Raw genomic sequence first — 16230 nt, forward strand, 5'->3', positions numbered from 1 at the left:
AACTCCAATTTCGTATCTATTCCTTCTCCCAGTATATCAAAAATAGTAAACGCCTACAAAAGATTTGAATAATAAAATTGCCATATCTAGCTTCTTTATCCATTTTTGAAAGAAAAGCATCCTTATTCTTTGTAAACATTCACAGTAAGAACGTAATTTCCTCCCAGAAGTTCTTCTATTATCTGCTACTTAATAAAAATCTAGTGAATGAAAGTAGGAGGCCGATGAAGCTTAAAGAGCCTAAATTTCTAGATTATACAAAGCAAAAACCACAAGTAAACTCAGTTTTACTGACTTCACTTGTGGTAGTTATGTTTTATCAAAATATTTACCGAATCCTAATAGAACTCCAAAGCCACATACCTATCTCTTTTTCACCGACATTAGGGAGATATCTCGTAAACTAAAGTACGTGAGAACCAGCATGGCTACTGTGATAAAAAATTCTGTTGGTAGCTGAAAGATTTGCAGGATGGACAACATAAGCAAAATCACGAGGGAAACGAGACCAAAAACAAGAATTACAATATTAACCGTTCCCTTGATACTTTGAGGTGTCGCAAATATATAAAGTAAGAGTAATAAAATCCCTATGATTAAATAGACCATTTTCTGCTCTTTCTAGCTCTTATTCAGCTGATTTTTTCTTTTTGTTTGCTTTCTCACGCTCTGCCTTGTTAAGGATTTGTTTACGCAAACGAATAGATTCAGGCGTTACTTCCATGTATTCATCGTCGTTCAAGAACTCAAGTGATTCTTCAAGAGTCAAGATACGAGGAGTCTTAATAACCGCTGTTTGGTCCTTAGTTGCTGAACGAACGTTGGTCATTTGTTTCGCTTTCGTAATATTAACAGTCAAGTCATTTTCACGAGAGTTTTCACCGATAATCATGCCTTCGTAAACCTCAGTACCTGGGTTAACAAAGATTGTTCCACGTTCTTCGATAGACATGATAGAGTATGTTGTTGCCTTACCAGTATCGATAGAAACAAGGGCACCACGGTGACGTCCACCGATTTCACCTGGAATCAATGGCAAGTATTGGTCGAAGGTATGGTTCATGATACCGTAACCACGAGTCATTGACAAGAACTCAGTTGAGTATCCAATCAAACCACGCGCAGGAACAAGGAAGACCAAACGAGTTTGACCATTACCAGTTGAAATCATATCCAACATTTCACCTTTACGTTCAGAAAGACTTTGGATAACAGATCCTTGGTACTCTTCTGGAGTGTCGATTTGAACACGTTCAAATGGCTCACATTTAACACCATCGATTTCTTTTACGATAACTTCTGGACGAGATACTTGAAGCTCATAACCCTCACGACGCATTGTTTCGATAAGGATTGACAAGTGCAATTCCCCACGTCCTGAAACCGTCCATTTATCTGGTGAATCAGTTGGGTCAACACGAAGGGAAACGTCTGTTTGCAATTCTGCTTGAAGGCGCTCTTCTACCTTACGAGAAGTGACCCATTTACCTTCCTTACCAGCAAATGGTGAGTTGTTGACCAAGAAGGTCATTTGAAGTGTTGGCTCATCGATGTGAAGAACTGGAAGAGCTTCAACTGCATCTGTTGGAGTAATGGTTTCTCCGACGAAGATATCTTCCATACCAGAAACCGCAATCAAGTCACCAGCTTTGGCTTCTTGGATTTCACGACGTTCCAAACCAAAGAAACCAAAGAGTTTTGTGACACGGAAGTTCTTAGTTGTACCATCCAATTTAGAAAGGGTAACTTGGTCCCCAACTTTCACACTACCACGGAAGATACGTCCGATACCGATACGTCCTACGAAGTCATTGTAGTCAAGAAGTGACACTTGGAATTGAAGAGGCTCATCAGAGTTATCAACCGGAGCTGGAATGTGATCGATAATCGTATCAAAGATTGGCGCCATAGTCTTTTCTTGATCTGCTGGATCATCTGACAATGAAGATGTTCCGTTGATCGCTGACGCATAAACGACTGGGAAGTCAAGCTGGTCATCATCCGCACCAAGCTCGATGAAAAGTTCCAAGACTTCATCCACTACTTCTGCTGGACGAGCTGAAGGCTTATCGATTTTGTTAACTACAACAATCGGCACAAGGTCTTGTTCCAAGGCTTTTTTCAATACGAAACGAGTCTGTGGCATAGTTCCTTCGTAGGCATCTACGACCAAAACAACACCGTCAACCATTTTCATGATACGCTCAACTTCTCCACCGAAGTCCGCGTGTCCTGGTGTGTCCATGATGTTGATACGAGTCCCGTTGTAGGCAACGGCTGTATTTTTCGCAAGGATAGTGATTCCACGCTCTTTTTCGATATCGTTTGAGTCCATTGCACGCTCAGCTAATTCTGTACGCGCGTCAAGAGTTTCAGATTGTTTCAATAATTCGTCAACGAGGGTCGTTTTACCGTGGTCGACGTGGGCGATAATCGCGATATTACGGATATCTTCTCTTAATTTTGTCATGATTTCCTCTATTGTATTCAAAAATTTATTTTCTAACTGAACGATTATACCACAATTTTAAGCAAATGACTTAATTCAAGTAAGTGTAAATGTTTTCAAAAGAAAATTCATTCCTTCTCTTTTCTTTTCAAAAATCCCGACTTGTGATAAGATAGGCTGGTATGCGTTTAGATAAATTATTAGCCCAGGAAAAAATCAGCCGTAAGGCCATGAAACAAGCTCTTTTGAAAAAAGAAATCTTTGTAGATGGACTCCTTGCAAGTTCCCTTGCACAGAATGTTGATACAGGGTTGCAAGAGCTGATTTTCAAAGATAGAAAAATCCAAGGATATGAACACACCTACCTCATGCTCCATAAGCCAAATGGAGTCGTGACTGCAAGCAAGGATAAGAAACTCCCAACGGTCATGGACCTCCTTCCTCAGCATCTCCAGTCTGACCAACTCTACGCCATCGGCCGTCTGGATCGGGATACGACTGGACTCCTCCTCTTAACGGATAATGGTCCCCTAGGCTTTCAGCTCCTCCATCCTCAATATCATGTCGATAAAACTTACCAAGTAGAGGTCAATGGGCCACTAACTCCCGACCATATTCAAGAGTTTAAAGATGGGATTGTCTTTCTCGATGGAACTATCTGTAAACCTGCTCAACTTGAGATTTTATCCTCAAGTCCTAGTCTCAGCCAAGCCACTATCACCATCTCTGAGGGGAAATTTCATCAGGTCAAAAAAATGTTCCTCTCAGTCGGTGTCAAGGTCACTGCTCTCAAACGAGCTCAATTTGGAGATTTTATGTTAGACTCTGACCTAGCAGAAGGTGATTTCCGACTTCTAAATAAAGAAGAATTACAGGTTATTAAAAATTACTTAGAAAACAGTGGATAAAACAAAAAAAGCTTTAAACAAATAAAGCTTTTTTAAAATCTTCTTTAGCGTATAAATACCATGACACCTAAAATAAAGTGAAGTGCAGAAATTACAATCCCTAGGATGGACAGATTTTTTTCTATCTTATAGTCAAGCCCAGATTCTTTTTGATGTGAGTTAGCTAAGACTAGACCAATAATACCCAAAATCAAACTTACCACTGGCGAAAGCAAACCAAGAATGATAGACAAGCTCCCTAAAACAAGTGATGCTTTTTTCTTTTCTTGCATATTCTAAAAACTCCTTAAACTCATACAAATGAATAATACTATAAAAATTAGCTTTATCAATTGGATAAAACAAAAAAAGCTTTTAAAGATAAAGCTTTTTTTGTTAGAATCCTGATTAGTGCATCATTAAGATGAGCCCTGCAACCCAGTTAACTACAGAAATTACAATCCCTACGATATTAAGAATTCGTTCTGTTTTGTAATCAAGCTCAGATTCTTTTTGATGTGAATTAGCCAAGACTAGACCAATGATCCCCAAAACGAGACCTACGATTGGAGATAGCAAACCAAGGACGATAGATAGGACACCTAAAACAAGTGATGGTTTTTTCTTTTCTTTCATCTTCAAAAAACTCCTTAAATTTTATACTAACAATTATACCATAAAAAGCTGGAACTTTATATTAAACATATGTGACAAGTTTTTTCACATTGTTAATTAGATTTCACCTTCCCTGTCCAAGAATCCAATCCGTAAGAGAGGATATAGATTTCTGAGAAACCTTGTTTTTTCAAGAAAAGTGCTGCATTTGTGACACGTTGCGCACGTTGGTTTTCATAGAGAAGGACAGGTTTATCCTTGCGAAGAGCTGCCAGACTTGTCTTCAATTGACTTGAAGGAATATTACGAGCTCCGAGGATATGTTTTCTATGAAAATCAGCTGGATCACGCAAATCAATCAACTGACCTGTACGAATCAAAGACTCAAACTCTGCATTGTCTACAATTTTCGCTGCACGGCGAATACGAAGATAGTTGTATCCCATCCAAGCCAACATCGCTATAATAAGTCCCCATAATACCCAAGTTACCATATTACCTAATCTCCATTTTTTTCTAAATAGTCTAATTCTAGTTTGTGCTCTCTGCGCAGAACAGCTTCCGCTTCTAAATAATCTAGCTTGTCCATCAAGCCTGCATCATAGATTCGAGATAGCTCGATCTTCATCAGTTCAATGTCATAGAGACGTTTTCCCATATAGACAATGATACCAAACTGTTTGAGAAATTGTTGCACATCATAGAGTGTTTTCATAGCTTTCATTTTAGCAAATAATCAGAGTTTTTTCAATAGTTCCCTAATAATTCGGGGTAGGTTTCCTTTTTTCACGATTATCTGAATTTCTTTACACTATGACAAAGAAGAAATCCTAAAGTCATTCCAACGATATTTTGCATGAGATTTGGAATGATTTCTGGAATAGCTGCACCCCAACCATTCATCCAAGCTGATGCCAAGGCATAACCAGATACCATGAATAAAGTCGCTAAGACTAAGCCTAGCCATTGCCATTTCCCTTTAAAGCCTGCGAAATAACCTTGGAAACCATGGTTAATTAAGCTAAAAATCATCCACTGAGGGTAGCCTGAAATGAGGTCAATAAGAAATCCTGCTAAACCTCCAACAACTGCCCCTTCACGACTGCCAAAGTAAAAGGCTGTGAAGAAGACTCCAACGTCCAAAAGTGTTAGAAATCCAGTTGGTGTTGGGATTTTTATAAAATACCCCAATACGACAGAACTAGCTGCCAAGATAGATACTAGGGCAATTTTAGTTGTTTTGGTTTGCTTCATACTGTCTCACTCCATATTGATCTGCTTGTGCAATAGCACGGTAAACAAAGGCTTTGGAAGTTTCAATTGCTGGTAATAGTTCCTCTCCCTTGACTAACTGACTGGCAATACTAGATGCAAAGGTACATCCTGCACCAGCATTTTGCCCTTGGATGACTGGATTTCCAAGAATAGTGAAATTCTCCCCATCATAAAAGACATCCACAGCCTTATCCTGACTGAGGCGATTCCCACCCTTGATAATCACTGCTGGTGCACCCAAGTCATGTAATTTCTGCGCTGCAGCCTTCATATCTTTCAGACTTTCAATCTTTTGGTCTGCAAGCAACTCTGCCTCAGGAAGATTCGGAGTAATCACTGATACATAAGGGAAAAAGCGAATCAACTCTTGACAGAGCTCACTAACTGCAACATCGTGCGTTTCCTTACAAACCAATACAGGGTCCAAGACGACAGGAACTCCTGATCTTTCCTTAATGAAATTCAAAGCTTTTTCAGCAACACCAACCGTTGGTAATAGACCAATCTTAATCCCTCCAAAGTCTACGCTCTTGAGGCTATCCAACTGTTGTTGGAAAATAGTCTCATCTGTTGGGAAGACTTCAAAACCATTTTCTGTCAAAGCAGTCAAGCAGGTCATGGCTACAAATCCATGCAAGCCATTCAAAGTATAGGTGGCAAGGTCAGCTGCCAATCCACCACCACTAAAAATATCATTTCCTGAAAGTGCTAAAATACGATTATTCTTCATAACGAATCTCCTTCAAATACAAACCATTAGGCGCTGCAGTTGGACCTGCCAACTGTCTATCTTTTTTCTCCAAGATGAGGTCAATCTGTTCAATCGGCATACGGTTGTTGCCAATTTTCAACAGGGTTCCAACCATATTTCGAATCTGCTTATAGAGGAAACCATTGCCTGAGAAGGTAAAGGTCAAAAACTGCCCTGTTTCATCAACCCTAAGACTAGCTTCCGTGATCGTTCTTACCTTGTCTTCCACACTAGTTCCTGAGGCTGTAAAACCAGTAAAGTCATGTGTTCCCTCTAGTTTTTTTACAGCAAGCTGTATCCGCTCCACATCTAGCGGATAGGGATAATGCGTCGCATAATGGCGGCGCATAGGATTTTTAGGACGTCCTCTATCCACGATAAACTCGTAGGTCTTGCTATGCTTGGCATAACGGCAATGAAAATCGTCAGCCACTATCTCAATCGAAATCACATCGATATCTTCAGGACTTTGGGTATCAAGAGCAAAGCGAAGTTTTTCCTCATCCATCTGATAGGGAAGATCAAAGTGGATAACCTGTCCTAAAGCATGAACGCCACTGTCCGTTCGACCAGCGCCATGAATGGTAATGGCTTGTCCCTTATTTAATTTGGTTAAAGTTTTTTCAATTTCCTCTTGAACACTACGCGCGTGAGGTTGTCGCTGAAAACCAGCAAAAGCGTAGCCATCATAGGAAATTACAGCTTTATATCTAGTCATGTATCTATTTTATCAAGAAAATTTCTCTGCAACAAGTTTGAGAATTAAAAATTGTAAGGGGACAATTTCTAGTGTAATTTAGTTCTTACCTAGATCTTCTCATTCTGTATTTACGTTCTGGAACTTCAATGGTTTGAACGATTTCAAATCCCTCTTTTTGGTAGAGGTCTCTAGCTATTTGATTTGACTCAAAAACCGTTAGGGAAATACTCTCTATTTCTTCATTTTCAAACATTTCTTGAAGAAAGTATTGAAAAGCTTTTCTACCTATTCCTTTTCCCTGCTTCTGTGGAGCTATGAGAAATCTTCCGATATGAAGATTTTTATCTTCTAGTTTGATTTTCTGGATGATGCCTACAAACTCTTCTCCAGCAAAAATGGAAAAAATCCCTTCCATCTTTTGCAAGGATTGGGCAATCAAGGGATAAGAAATCTTTGGTCCCATCCATTGCTTCTGAAAACTTTCTCCCAAAGCATTAGACCACTGACAAATGAGTTGGGCATTTTCTAACTGAAGTCCTTTTTCAAAGTGAATTTTCATATTTGTTCCTAAAACTTCTCCTATATCCAACTATTATACTCTTTCTCTTATTTTTTCCGAATAAATAAGTATGATTCATCTTTATTTTTTTCTTGTTGGAACAATTCTTGCTTCCTTTCTAGGCTTAGTCATCGATCGCTTCCCTGAACAATCCATCGTCTTTCCTGCAAGTCACTGTGATTCTTGTCAGACTCGCTTGAGACCACTAGATTTGATTCCGATTGTGTCCCAGATATTCAATCGCTTTCTCTGTCGCTATTGCAAGGCTCGCTATCCTGTTTGGTATGCCCTCTTTGAGTTGTGCTTAGGACTGCTCTTTCTAGCTGGGTCTTTGGGATTTCTAACTCTAAGTCAAGTCATCCTAGTCACTGCTGGCTTGACTTTGAGCATCTATGACCTTCGTCATCAAGAATATCCCTTGCTAGTCTGGCTGACTTTCCACCTAGTCCTCATGGTATGCTGTGGTTGGAATCTAATCATGGCTTTCTTCTTGATTCTTGGAATCATTGCCCATGTTATTGATATTCGCATTGGGGCAGGTGATTTTCTCTTTCTGACTTCTTGTGCCCTTATTTTTAGCCTAACTGAAATGCTGATTTTAATTCAATTTGCTTCTACAACCGGCATTCTAGCCTTTCTCCTGCTAAAGAAAAAGGAAAGACTTCCTTTTGTGCCTTTCCTCTTGCTAGCTACTTGTGTGATTATTTTGGGTAAGCTACTGCTTCTCGGATAAAGTCAGCGATTTCTGCTACTTGTCCTTCATGCAGAGCCTTAACAATCTTGGAACCGACGATAACACCGTCTGATACAGCATTGAAGCGTTCCACATCAGCCTGAGTGGATACACCAAATCCTGTCAAAACTGGAATGTCAGCCACTTGATGAAGTTGAGCCAAGTGCTTGTCCAAATCGTCTCGGTAATTCCCTGATTTTCCTGTTACCCCATTGATAGCAACAGCATAGACAAATCCTTCTGCCCCTTCAATGAGTTCCTTTTGACGGTCAATTCCTGTCGTCAAGCTGACAAGTGGAATCAAGGCAATGTCTGTATCTGCCAAATACGGCTCTACAAAATTAGCATGTTCATGAGGGAGATCTGGAATAATCAAGCCCTTGACTGCTGTATCAGCAAGATCTTTAACCAATTTCTCAACACCGTACTGAAAGAGGGGATTAAAGTATGTCATGATGACAAGTGGAATTTCTGTTTCAATGGTTTTCAAGGTTTCAACCAAGGCATGGGTAGAGGTTCCGAGAGCTAGACTGCGCAAGCCTGCTTCTTCGATAACAGGACCATCTGCAACCGGATCCGAGAAAGGAACTCCTACCTCAATGGCAGACACACCCAAATCTTCTAAAAAGTGAATTGTTTCACCGAGACCATCTAATCCTTTTTCGTGATCTCCAGCCATAATATAGGGGACAAAAATTCCCTTTCCAGTTGCTTTGATAGCGTTCAGTTTTTCTGTTAGTGTCTTAGGCATGAGCTTCTCCCTTCTTTGCTGCGTCTGCTTCCAAACGGTCTTTGACTTGAACTACATCCTTGTCCCCGCGACCTGATAGACAGACAATCATAGACTTGTCTGGACCAAGTTCTTTGGCTAATTTCACCGCAAAGGCGATAGCGTGACTAGACTCCAAAGCTGGGATAATCCCTTCCACACGAGACAAGAGTTGGAATCCTTCCAAGGCTTCCTCATCTGTCACAGGAACATAGGTCGCACGCTTGATATCGTGGTAATGAGAATGTTCTGGACCGATACCTGGGTAGTCTAAACCTGCCGAGATAGAAAAGGCTTCTAAGATTTGTCCATGAGCATCTTGGAGCACATCCATGAGCGAACCGTGGAGAACACCTGGTCTACCCTTGGTCAAGGTTGCTGCATGATGCTCTGTATCCACACCTAGTCCTGCTGCTTCAGCTCCATACATAGCCACTGACTCATCTTCCACAAATGGATGGAAAAGCCCAATAGCATTGGAACCACCACCAACACAGGCAACTAGCGCATCTGGTAGATTTTCGCCTGTCAAATCACGGTACTGTTGTTTAGCTTCTCGACCAATGACACTTTGGAAGTCACGAACGATTTCTGGGAAAGGATGAGGTCCCAAGGCAGAACCAAGGATATAGTGGGTATCGTCGATATTTGCCACCCATGAACGAAGGGCTGCATTGACTGCATCCTTGAGCACTCGAGAACCATCTGTCACAGCTTCTACCTTGGCACCCAAAAGTTCCATACGAAAGACATTGAGGGCTTGGCGTTTAACATCTTCCTCACCCATATAGATAGTACATTCCATGTTGAAAAGGGCTGCAGCAGTTGCAGTTGCTACACCGTGCTGACCGGCACCAGTTTCAGCGATAATTTTCTTTTTGCCCATGCGTTTAGCGAGAAGAACTTGTCCCAAGGCATTGTTAATCTTGTGTGCACCTGTATGGTTGAGGTCTTCACGTTTAAGGTAAATCTTGGCTCCGCCGATATGCTGGGTCAAGTTTTTTGCGTAGTAAAGAGGTGTTTCACGTCCTACATACTGGCGCAAAAGTTGGTTTAACTCTTCTTGGAAACTTGGATCTGACTGACTTTCACGACAAGCTTCTTCCAACTCCAATACTGCTGTCATCAATGTTTCTGGGACAAAACGTCCACCGAATTTTCCGTAAAATCCTTCTTTATTTGGTTCTTGATATGCCATGTTTTACCCTCTCTATAAATCTTCTAATCTTTTCATGATCTTTTTGTCCGTCTGTCTCTACACCACTTGATACATCTACTGCAAAGGGGGTAAAGTGTTGAATAGCTTCTTCTACATTATCCTCATTGAGCCCACCTGCGATGAAGAAAGGCTGAGATAGTTCTGTCGTATCCAGTTGCCCCCAATCAAAGGTTTGACCACTTCCTGCCACAGGTGCATCAAAGAGGAGATAATCTGCCTGAGAACTTGGCACGTGACCGTCTCCATCCACCTGCACAGCCTGAATGTTGGCACAAGGTAATTTCACAAATAAATCATCTGTCACCTGACCATGAATTTGAACCAAGTCCAAACCAACCTTTTCAATCGCTTCTAGTAATTCTTCCCGACTTGGTGAAACAAATACGCCAACCTTTTTTACATTTGTAGGAATAATCTCAGCTAGCTCTGCTGCTTGTTCCAAGGTCACTTGTCTTTTGCTAGGAGCAAATACAAAACCAATATAGTCTGCTCCAGCCGACACAGCTGTTTCTACCGCTCCTTTAGTCGATAGTCCACAAATCTTAACCTTTGTCAATCTGCAACTCCTTGATTCCCTGGGCGACATCTTCCGCTTGCATCAGAGCTGTTCCTACCAAAATTCCGTTAAAGTAGGGTGCAACTCGCTTCGCATCTGCTTCTGTAAAAATAGCAGATTCAGAAATGTACAAGCAATCGTCCTTAAAGTATTGGGCCAAGTCTACACTAGTCTGCAAGTCAACTTCAAAGGTAGTCAAATTACGATTATTCACACCAATAATTTGAGCGCCAAGACGGTGGGCAACTTCTAGTTCAGCTAGATTATGAGTTTCCACTAACACTTCTAGTCCAAGCTCTGTCGCATAGTCATACAGTTCCTTGAGGCATTCTTCTGATAAGGCCGCTACGATGAGCAAGATAACTGTCGCACCTGCATTGCGAGCACGGATGATTTGCTTTTCATCAATAATAAAATCCTTGTTTAAAGTTGGAATCTGTACCTGACTGGAAATCTCACGAAGATAATCCAAATGACCCTTGAAGAAAACTTCGTCTGTTAGAACAGAAATCATAACCGCGCCATTCGCTTCATAAGTCTGGGCCTGTTGCACAATATCCACATCCAGATTGATATCACCCATACTTGGACTCGCCTTCTTGACCTCTGCAATGATTTGCAAGCGGTCCTGATGGTTTTTCAAATATTCAGCTAAGCTATAGCTTTCACGCAAGGGCTGAAGTTCCTCTCGTTCCATCTTTTCAACTTCACGTGCCTTCTGCTCTAAGATACGTGACAAAAATTCCTGACTCATCTTTGGTACTCCTGTAATAGTCTGAGTTTTTCAAGTGCCTTACCACTGGCAATCACTTGACGTGCCAATTCAACTCCGTCCTTGATACTGTCTGCTTTACCATTGGCATAAAAACCAAGGCCAGCATTTAAGACTGTTGTTTCCAAGAATGGACTTGGTTCGTTATTAAGAACGCTGACAAGGATGGCTGCATTCTCATGAGCGTTACCACCACGAATGTCCTCAATAGCAATGCGTTCCATTCCCAAATCTTCAGGAGTAAAGGTTGACAAAGTGATTTCTCCATTTTCAAGAAGGGCAATGCTGGTAGTTCCATTCAAACCAGCTTCATCCAATCCTTCTGGACCAGCTACTACGATAGCACGTTTGCGACCCATGTTTTTCAAAACCTGAGCAGTACTTTCCAGAAGTTCAGGACGACTGATTCCTAGAAGCTGTGTTTCCAAGACCATTGGGTGAATGAGTGGACCTGTCAAATTCATGATAGTTGGAATTCCCAACTCCAAACGAGCTGGCATAATGTATTTCATGGCTGGGTGCATGTTTTTTGCAAAGAGAAAGACGATTCCTGTTTGATCAAATACCTTACCCAATTGTGCTGGCTTGAGGTCAATATTGATCCCCAAAGCTTGCAAGACATCTGCTGAACCAGATTTAGAGGAAATTGAACGATTACCATGTTTAGCCATGTGGATGCCACCACCTGCCAAGACAAAGGCTGCAGTTGTAGAAATGTTGAAGCTAAATGACTTATCTCCACCTGTACCGCAGTTATCCATAGCATCTTGAATGTTGGTTGGAATGTGTTGAGCATGTCCTCTCATAACTTGAGCGAGGGCTGTTCTTTCTTCAGGTGTTTCTCCCTTCATCTTAAGGGCTAACAGTAGAGAAGCGATTTGCGCTTCTGTCACTCGCCCTGTTACGATGCGTTCAATCACGTCTGTTATTTCAACACTTGATAAATCTTCAAAGTTTGCTAATTTCTCAATAATTTCTTTCATCTTTTTTCCCTCACTTTACAACTTTCTCGATAAAATTCTGAATAGAAGATAGGCCATCTGGCGTTCCAATACTTTCTGGATGATACTGCAAGCCATAAATCGGCAAGGTTTTGTGTTGAATCCCCATAATGGCTTGGTCATCTGTCGAACGAGCTGTCACTTCAAACTCTTCTGACATCTCTTCAATTAAAATACTGTGGTAACGCATGACTGGGCGATTATCCTCAATCCCTTGATAGAGAACGGAAGGAGTCTCAAATCGAATCTGACTCTGCTTGCCATGCATGACTTTTGGAGCCAAGCCCAACTTGCCACCAAAGACTTCTGCGATGGCCTGGTGCCCCAAACAAATCCCTAGAATCGGTTTCTTACCTGCAAAATCACGAATCATTTCTTCCATTTTCCCAGCATCAGCTGGCCAACCTGGGCCAGGAGAAAAAACGAGTCCATCTGCCTTTGTAGCTACTTCATAAAGGTTTGGATCATCATTTCTCAAAACCTGAACTTCTGCGAAATTCCCAATGTATTGGGCTAGGTTATAGGTAAATGAATCATAATTATCAATCAATAAAATCATGGTCTTAGTTCTCCCATTCTAGTCATAGATTTAGCTTTGTTAATGGTTTCTTGGTATTCGTTTTGAGCGATAGAATCATAAACAATTCCTGCACCAGCCTGTACGTAGGCTGTTTTATTTTTAAGAATCATGGTTCGAATAGCAATAGCGAAATCCATGTCTCCAGTTGCTGAAAGGTAACCGATAGCTCCGGCATAAACGCCTCGCTTCTCTGTTTCCAGTTCATAGATGCGTTTCATGGCCCGAATCTTTGGTGCTCCAGATACTGTTCCGGCTGGAAGTGTCGCCTTCAAGGCATCCATGGCAGTCAGTTCTGGAAGCAAACGTCCTTTAACCACGCTAGTCAAATGCATGACATAGCGGAAAAGTTCCACTTCCATATACTTAGTTACTTGGACACTTGCTGTTTCAGCAATTCGACCGATATCATTGCGTCCTAGATCCACTAGCATTCGGTGTTCTGCCGTTTCCTTTTCATCAGAGAGTAAATCACTTGCTAGGGCTGCATCTTCCTCGTCATTGGCACCTCTAGGTCGCGTACCTGCAATTGGATTGGTTGTCACGATGCCATTCTTGACGGAAACCAAGCTCTCTGGACTGGCACCGATGATTTGATAATCTCCGAAGTCATAAAAGTAGAGGTAATTTGATGGATTTGTCACTCGGAGATTTCTGTAGAAGTCAAAAGGATTTCCAGTTACTTCTGCTGAGAAACGCTGACTGAGCACGCATTGGAACATATCTCCATTGCGAATCAAGTCGCGAGCTGTTTCTACCATTTCTTCAAATTTCTGAGGTGCAATATGTGGTCTAAACTGAAGTGGAGAAACGTCCAAATCTTCAAATTCATTTGGAGCAAGGATTTTTAACTCCTCTAAAACTTGATCCAAAGCCGCTTCTAGTTCTTCATTGCTTCGATCACTGTAGAGAGCATCCTCGATGATATGAATTTTTTCTTTCTTGTGGTCAAATACCATATAACTCTCGTAAACAAAGAAATGCATATCTGGCGTCCCAATCGTATCCTCAGGAAGCTGGCCAATTTCTTCATAGAGAGAAATCATATCATAGCCAACAAAGCCAATCGCTCCACCACCAAAAGGTAGGTCTGAATGGTGCTGGCTCTTATGAGTCACCTCATATAGGAAATCCAAGGGGTCACGATCAATCACCTGACCATTTTGATAAAGAACTCCATTCTCAAACTTAATCTCAAAAACTGGGTTGTAGGCTAAGATAGAAAATCGAGCATTTTCCTTTTCTCTTGGGATACTTTCAAGTATGACCTTGTGTTGTCCCTTCAAGCGCATATACGCTAAGATTGGTGATAAAACATCTCCATGAATGATTCGTTCCATTGTAATTTCCCTTTCAGTTTCTTATTTTTAATTTTTGGTCTTTTTTCTATTTCCCTTAAATAGTGCGGACGGGAGCAACTTTCTCCGAAATTTCATCCCTAATTTTTGAGCCATGTGTCTCAAAAATTCCGTCCTAGAGAAGCATCTTTGCTTCTCTAGGATACCACCATGGCGGGAAATAGCGGTTCGATGCTCACTTCGTTCGCAAATATTTTATAGAAATCTACCTATTGGTGAAGCATAATTTAAAACTGAATAGCCACACCTATAATACATATATAAAAATCCCCACGCAAAATAACTTGCGTGAGGACGAAATTCGCGGTGCCACCTCAATTATAGGATTTCTCCTATCTCTCATTCCTGTCTCAGAACCTTCTTGTAACAGGCTGTGCGATAAAGGGCACTCCCTTGAGAATTATATATTCTTCTCTCGTTTGAGATGGACCCAACCTTACAGCTTTCTCTGCTTGTTTTCAGCAACCACAAGCTCTCTGTGAGAGAAATCTCTGTATCTTTTCCATCTTTTATTTTTTAGCTTCAAGGTAGTCTGCAATGGCAGCTACGTCCTTGTCTCCACGACCAGAGACATTGATGATGATAATCTCATCTTTACTTAGTTTTGGTGCGCGTTTGACTGCTTCAGCGATAGCATGTGAGCTTTCAATTGCAGGGATGATTCCTTCTGTTTTGCTTAATAAAAGCAAGGCTTGGACAGCTTCTTCGTCTGTCGCTGCTACATATTCTACTCGACCAGAGTCTTTAAAGAAGGCATGTTCTGGACCAACCCCTGGATAGTCCAAACCTGCTGAGATAGAGTAAACTGGCGCGAGCTCTCCATCTTCCTTAAAGACTGCATAGGTCTTCATTCCATCGACAATTCCGACACTACCCTTGGTCATAGTTGCTGCGTGTTTGTCGGTATCTAAACCATGACCAGCAGCTTCTACCCCAACCAATTTGACTTCTTCATCAGCTACATACTGTGAAAAAGCACCGATGGCATTAGAACCACCGCCCACACAGGCAATGACGTAGTCTGGCAGTCGTCCTTCTTTTTCCAAGATTTGACGACGTGATTCTTCACTGATGACTTTTTGAAATTCATGGACAATGGTTGGATAAGGATGAGGGCCTACAGCAGAACCTAAAACGTAGAAGGCTTCAAGGTCATTCATCCATGCTCCAAAGGCGGCATCAACCGCATCTTTGAGGGTACGAGTACCAGTTTCAACTGCGTGAACAGTTGCTCCCATCATCTCCATGCGGAAGACATTGAGACGTTGACGCTCCACATCTTCTGCACCCATGTAGACATCACAGGCCATACCAAACTTAGCTGCAGCTGCAGCTGTCGCAACACCGTGCTGGCCAGCACCTGTTTCGGCAATGACACGCTTTTTACCCATACGTTTAGCAAGAAGGATTTGTCCCAAAACATTGTTAAGTTTGTGAGAACCCAAGTGGTTAAGGTCTTCACGCTTGAGGTAAATCTTAGCTCCACCTAGGTGCTCTGTCAAACTTTCTGCAAAATAGAGCGGTGTCTCACGACCTGAATAATCCTTCAAGTAATGGCGAAACTCAGCTAAAAACTCTGGATCATCCTTGTATTTTTCAAAAGTCACTTCCAATTCATCTAGTAAAACTTGAATTGGTTCTGGTACAAAACTACCACCAAATTGTCCAAAATATCCTTTAGTTGTCATAAAATTTTCCTCCTTCTGTATGAATCCGGCTTTTTGTTTGCTTTTGGTAGTGAAATGGTCTGGGGGACCATTTCAGCCTTTACTAAAAGAACAAGTGAAACTTGAATATTACTCTCAGTTAACACCCTAATAAAAGATAAACAAAATGACGGATAAAAAAAGCCCACACACGGAATTTACTTCCATGTGAGGGCGTTTGTAACGCGGTACCACCTCAATTGTAAAGAGAATATCCCCTTTACATCTCTGCCTTGTCTAACAACAAGTTGCACTGTAAGGTGTGCCTACCGAATTTTCATTGTTTCAAATTCACTTTTAAAA

General features: G+C 41.4%; 20 protein-coding genes and 1 other annotated feature (1 of these 21 running past the window's edge). Of the genes, 2 read left to right on the plus strand and 18 right to left on the minus strand.

Going from position 1 to position 16230, the window contains the following annotated elements:
- Positions 1 to 363: 363 nt before the first annotated feature.
- Both AAFQ93_RS09375 and typA read right to left on the minus strand, forming a co-directional pair.
- The gene (locus AAFQ93_RS09375) at positions 364 to 609 is read right to left on the minus strand and encodes a DUF3165 family protein (RefSeq protein WP_045763157.1); all 246 of its coding nucleotides are present in this window, start codon (positions 607 to 609) and stop codon (positions 364 to 366) included.
- A 19-nt stretch (positions 610 to 628) separates the two neighbouring features.
- Positions 629 to 2470, minus strand: a complete 1842-nt coding sequence (gene typA / locus AAFQ93_RS09380) for a translational GTPase TypA (protein WP_375555277.1) — start codon at positions 2468 to 2470, stop codon at positions 629 to 631.
- A gap of 161 nt (positions 2471 to 2631) precedes the next feature.
- Between typA and AAFQ93_RS09385 the strand changes: the two genes are divergently transcribed.
- Entirely contained in the window at positions 2632 to 3357 is a 726-nt protein-coding gene (locus AAFQ93_RS09385; protein WP_375555278.1) for a 16S rRNA pseudouridine(516) synthase, read from the plus strand.
- 44 nt (positions 3358 to 3401) lie between these two features.
- Here AAFQ93_RS09385 and AAFQ93_RS09390 read toward each other — a convergent pair whose 3' ends face one another.
- The 8 genes from AAFQ93_RS09390 to AAFQ93_RS09425 form a co-directional block, all read right to left on the minus strand.
- Positions 3402 to 3629: a DUF4190 domain-containing protein gene (locus tag AAFQ93_RS09390; protein WP_375555279.1), complete on the minus strand. Its 228-nt coding sequence runs from the start codon at positions 3627 to 3629 to the stop codon at positions 3402 to 3404.
- Between the two features lie 115 nt (positions 3630 to 3744).
- Positions 3745 to 3972, minus strand: a complete 228-nt coding sequence (locus AAFQ93_RS09395; protein WP_000660082.1) for a hypothetical protein — start codon at positions 3970 to 3972, stop codon at positions 3745 to 3747.
- A gap of 92 nt (positions 3973 to 4064) precedes the next feature.
- On the minus strand, positions 4065 to 4445 hold the full coding sequence (locus AAFQ93_RS09400) for a rhodanese-like domain-containing protein (RefSeq protein WP_045763154.1): 381 nt from the start codon (positions 4443 to 4445) through the stop codon (positions 4065 to 4067).
- 5 nt (positions 4446 to 4450) lie between these two features.
- Positions 4451 to 4675, minus strand: a complete 225-nt coding sequence (locus AAFQ93_RS09405; protein WP_000646475.1) for a YqgQ family protein — start codon at positions 4673 to 4675, stop codon at positions 4451 to 4453.
- A gap of 68 nt (positions 4676 to 4743) precedes the next feature.
- Positions 4744 to 5205, minus strand: coding sequence for an ECF transporter S component (locus AAFQ93_RS09410; protein ID WP_375555280.1), 462 nt, complete (start codon positions 5203 to 5205; stop codon positions 4744 to 4746).
- Positions 5183 to 5956: a bifunctional hydroxymethylpyrimidine kinase/phosphomethylpyrimidine kinase gene (locus tag AAFQ93_RS09415; RefSeq protein WP_375555281.1), complete on the minus strand. Its 774-nt coding sequence runs from the start codon at positions 5954 to 5956 to the stop codon at positions 5183 to 5185. The genes AAFQ93_RS09410 and AAFQ93_RS09415 overlap by 23 nt, the downstream gene beginning before the upstream one ends.
- Positions 5946 to 6695, minus strand: a complete 750-nt coding sequence (truA, locus tag AAFQ93_RS09420; RefSeq protein WP_375555282.1) for a tRNA pseudouridine(38-40) synthase TruA — start codon at positions 6693 to 6695, stop codon at positions 5946 to 5948. The genes AAFQ93_RS09415 and truA overlap by 11 nt, the downstream gene beginning before the upstream one ends.
- Positions 6696 to 6780: 85 nt before the next feature.
- Positions 6781 to 7236 carry a GNAT family N-acetyltransferase gene (locus AAFQ93_RS09425; RefSeq protein WP_375555283.1) on the minus strand — a complete coding sequence of 152 codons (456 nt, stop codon included), beginning with the start codon at positions 7234 to 7236 and terminating at the stop codon, positions 6781 to 6783.
- 70 nt (positions 7237 to 7306) lie between these two features.
- Here AAFQ93_RS09425 and AAFQ93_RS09430 point away from each other — a divergent pair, with 70 nt between their 5' ends.
- A complete protein-coding gene (locus tag AAFQ93_RS09430) occupies positions 7307 to 7969 on the plus strand; it encodes an A24 family peptidase (protein WP_223140086.1) in 663 nt (220 codons plus the stop codon).
- On the opposite strand, the gene trpA is transcribed toward AAFQ93_RS09430, so the two are convergent.
- The 8 genes from trpA to trpB (AAFQ93_RS09470) form a co-directional block, all read right to left on the minus strand.
- Positions 7938 to 8720: a tryptophan synthase subunit alpha gene (trpA, locus tag AAFQ93_RS09435; RefSeq protein WP_223140087.1), complete on the minus strand. Its 783-nt coding sequence runs from the start codon at positions 8718 to 8720 to the stop codon at positions 7938 to 7940. The two genes, AAFQ93_RS09430 and trpA, sit on opposite strands and share 32 nt — an antisense overlap.
- On the minus strand, positions 8713 to 9936 hold the full coding sequence (gene trpB / locus AAFQ93_RS09440; protein WP_375555284.1) for a tryptophan synthase subunit beta: 1224 nt from the start codon (positions 9934 to 9936) through the stop codon (positions 8713 to 8715). Before trpB (AAFQ93_RS09440) ends, trpA begins: the two co-directional genes overlap by 8 nt.
- Positions 9914 to 10513 carry a phosphoribosylanthranilate isomerase gene (locus AAFQ93_RS09445; protein WP_223140089.1) on the minus strand — a complete coding sequence of 200 codons (600 nt, stop codon included), beginning with the start codon at positions 10511 to 10513 and terminating at the stop codon, positions 9914 to 9916. The genes trpB (AAFQ93_RS09440) and AAFQ93_RS09445 overlap by 23 nt, the downstream gene beginning before the upstream one ends.
- Positions 10500 to 11267, minus strand: a complete 768-nt coding sequence (gene trpC / locus AAFQ93_RS09450; RefSeq protein ID WP_223140090.1) for an indole-3-glycerol phosphate synthase TrpC — start codon at positions 11265 to 11267, stop codon at positions 10500 to 10502. The genes AAFQ93_RS09445 and trpC overlap by 14 nt, the downstream gene beginning before the upstream one ends.
- Positions 11264 to 12268: an anthranilate phosphoribosyltransferase gene (gene trpD / locus AAFQ93_RS09455; protein ID WP_223140091.1), complete on the minus strand. Its 1005-nt coding sequence runs from the start codon at positions 12266 to 12268 to the stop codon at positions 11264 to 11266. The genes trpC and trpD overlap by 4 nt, the downstream gene beginning before the upstream one ends.
- 10 nt (positions 12269 to 12278) lie before the next feature.
- A complete protein-coding gene (locus AAFQ93_RS09460; protein WP_223140092.1) occupies positions 12279 to 12845 on the minus strand; it encodes an aminodeoxychorismate/anthranilate synthase component II in 567 nt (188 codons plus the stop codon).
- The gene (trpE, locus tag AAFQ93_RS09465; RefSeq protein WP_223140093.1) at positions 12842 to 14203 is read right to left on the minus strand and encodes an anthranilate synthase component I; all 1362 of its coding nucleotides are present in this window, start codon (positions 14201 to 14203) and stop codon (positions 12842 to 12844) included. The genes AAFQ93_RS09460 and trpE overlap by 4 nt, the downstream gene beginning before the upstream one ends.
- A gap of 527 nt (positions 14204 to 14730) precedes the next feature.
- A complete protein-coding gene (gene trpB, locus AAFQ93_RS09470; RefSeq protein ID WP_004251478.1) occupies positions 14731 to 15909 on the minus strand; it encodes a tryptophan synthase subunit beta in 1179 nt (392 codons plus the stop codon).
- 185 nt (positions 15910 to 16094) lie between these two features.
- Positions 16095 to 16230, minus strand: a binding site (T-box leader); it runs 95 nt beyond the window's last position.

Origin of the sequence: Streptococcus nidrosiense, from assembly GCF_042140045.1 — a bacterium.
Taxonomy (GTDB): Bacteria; Bacillota; Bacilli; order Lactobacillales; family Streptococcaceae; genus Streptococcus; species Streptococcus nidrosiense.